The sequence below is a fragment of the Anaerovibrio lipolyticus genome, from assembly GCF_021531495.1.
Classification (GTDB): Bacteria; Bacillota; Negativicutes; order Selenomonadales; family Selenomonadaceae; genus Anaerovibrio.
On sequence record NZ_JADYTY010000059.1, the window covers coordinates 1 to 2,849 of the forward strand.

Annotated in this window: 2 protein-coding genes; both read right to left on the reverse strand. The window is 39.2% G+C overall.

Features of this window, described 5'->3' with window-relative positions:
• Positions 1 to 122 precede the first annotated feature (122 nt).
• Positions 123 to 1,757, reverse strand: coding sequence for a hydroxylamine reductase (hcp, locus tag I6E26_RS10905; protein WP_235321893.1), 1,635 nt, complete (start codon positions 1,755 to 1,757; stop codon positions 123 to 125).
• A 134-nt stretch (positions 1,758 to 1,891) separates the two neighbouring features.
• Positions 1,892 to 2,584, reverse strand: a complete 693-nt coding sequence (locus tag I6E26_RS10910) for a Crp/Fnr family transcriptional regulator (RefSeq protein WP_235321894.1) — start codon at positions 2,582 to 2,584, stop codon at positions 1,892 to 1,894.
• Between the last annotated feature and the right edge of the window lie 265 nt (positions 2,585 to 2,849).

Consider the following 2,849-nt stretch of genomic DNA (forward strand, 5'->3'; position numbering starts at 1 on the left):
TCATGTGATTAAATGAGTTTAGCAGCGTGAGGCACATCAATATAGCGAGAGCGTGCCTGTAAGGGTATATGCCGTGCCTACGAGAAGTGTATAGATAATTGATGTATTCGGCAAATCGAAATTTACCCAATAAGGTTCTTTATATCATCTTCCACATTACTAATGCCGGCTATACCAAAATTATCTACCAAAACTTTGGCTACATTAGGAGATAAAAATGCTGGCAGAGTTGGGCCCAGATGTATATTCTTAACTCCCAGATGCAGCAGAGCCAATAAAACAATAACTGCTTTCTGCTCATACCAAGCAATATTATATACTACAGGCAATTCATTAATATCAGCTAATCCAAAAGCTTCTTTCAGCTTCAAGGCAATCAAAGCCAAGGAATAGGAATCATTGCACTGTCCCGCATCCAATACCCGTGGAATACCGCCAATATCTCCTAAGTCAAGCTTGATATATTTATATTTAGCACAACCAGCAGTAAGAATAACGGTATCCTTAGGCAAAGCCTTGGCAAATTCAGTATAATAATCTCTAGATTTCATACGGCCATCACAGCCAGCCATAACCACAAACTTGCGAATAGCCCCAGATTTTACAGCCTCTACCACCTTATCAGCCAAGGCGAATACCTGCTCATGAGCAAAGCCCCCTACTATTTCGCCCTGCTCCAACTGAGTAGGTGCTGAACATTGCTTAGCCATTTGGATGACAGATGAAAAATCCTTATGTCCATTAGCATCTGTCTTTATATGCTTACAATCAGGAAAACCTACAGCATTAGCTGTAAATACCCGGTCTTTGTATGAATCCTTTGGTGGCACCAGACAGTTAGTCGTCATAACTATAGGCCCATTAAAAGCTTCAAACTCCTCTTTCTGCTTCCACCAGGCATTGCCGTAATTTCCCACAAAATGGTCATACTTCTTGAAAGCAGGATAATAATGAGCTGGCAGCATCTCTCCATGAGTATAAACATCTATCCCACTATCTTTGCTTTGCTCTAACAGCATTTCCAAATCCCGCAAATCATGGCCAGAAATCAAGATACCAGGTCTTTTGCCTGTGCCCAACTTTACCTTGGTAATCTCAGGGTGCCCATAGGATTCAGTATTGGCCTTGTCCAAAAGAGCCATAGCATCTACGCCCCATTTGCCAATTTCCAGCACCAGAGCAGTGAGATTTTCTCCGGTCAGATTATCCTCTACCAGCTTGGCAAGAGCCCTTTGCACGAAAGCGTCTATTTCATCACTACTATATCCCAAGGCATTGGCATGCTTCAGATAGGCACATAGCCCTTTCAAGCCATATAAAGCCAGTTCGCTTAGACTGCGTATATCCTCGTTAGGTGTAGATAAAACACCTACAGTAGAAGCCTTGGACAAGTAATCTGCCCTACTCCCCTGCCAAAGAGCAGCCTCTGGTAAGTTTTTTACTTCAGACATGGCTTTCAAAAGTTCAGATTTGGCTATAAGTGTTTTATCAATCTGTACTTTTATGGCCTCTTCATCAAAATTAGCATTTGTAATAGTAATAAATAAATTTTCTGTTATCAAATGACCAATTTCAGATGGGACAATTTTTCCTGCTGACTGCCATGCAGCAGCCACAGCCCCCAGTCCCTTGGTAACATAAACCAATAAATCCTGCACCGCGGCAACCTCTGGCTTTTTGCCACAAATCCCCATTACGGTACAACCTTTACATCCCGCAGTTTCCTGACATTGAAAGCAAAACATTTTATTATCCATAAAAGCACATCCCTTCTTTACATAACCGATTTCATATATATTATGCCAAATAAGTCTGCCTTATGCCGTAACATTTGTTACGAATTTAAAATTTTTACCACCATCTGCAAAGGTTGATGATATCAGATAAATCGTTATAAATATGATTCAAAAGCTTTTAAATCCACTATACTTATCTTATTCCCATGTATGTCCAAAATACCATCCCGCTGCATTTGACCTAATTCTCTTGACAAGGATGGCCTTGCCACAGATAGTTGTTCTGCCAGTTGTTCTCTACTACAGGGCAATTGAAAGCAGCCATTTTTACTTGACAGTTGAAAAATATACCTCGCTATCTTTTCCCTAAGAGAACCGCTGCCAAGAATTTTTAATCTATTATGCATAAAATATGCCTTGCCTGCTATAATTCGTAGTAAATTCTGCTGTATCTGTATGGTCAGTGGCATAACATCCTGATTGGTATCTCTAAAAAAACTGCTGCTGATTTCTAATATTGAACTATCTTCCAAAGCCATTGTATACATATCATATGCTTTGTGTCCCAAAAACAGATATACCTCTCCGAAAATATCTCCAGGCCTTGTAATCTCCCCCAAAGCTAATTGCCGCCCCAGATATGTATCTTTAGCAATTTTTATTTGCCCTTCTATGAGCATATACAATTTCCTTGGCACATCTCCCTCACGAAAAATAAATTCCCCTTCATGATATTTCTTATAATCTACCTTGCTGGATTTGAGAAATTCCTCTATTTTTTCCCTATCCAGTCCCTGTGCCAAAACAGAATTCTGAAATAAATTTATGATATTTTTATCCTTAATCATAGGCATGATCTCGACCTGATGTTTTTTATTAAGTATAGCTTTTGTCTACCAACTTGGCAAAAATATTCACAAAAGAAAATAACCGCCCCAGGAGTCCTAATCTTGAGCGGTTATTTTCTGCTAAAAACATAGGGCTAACCGTCTATCGGTAGCACTCTCTTTATATTTATTGTACTACAAACCTCAACAATATGCAATAAATTCTGATTTATCGAGATGCCTATCTCTCTACTATCGTAAATATGAAATCAAAATTTTCTCGAAA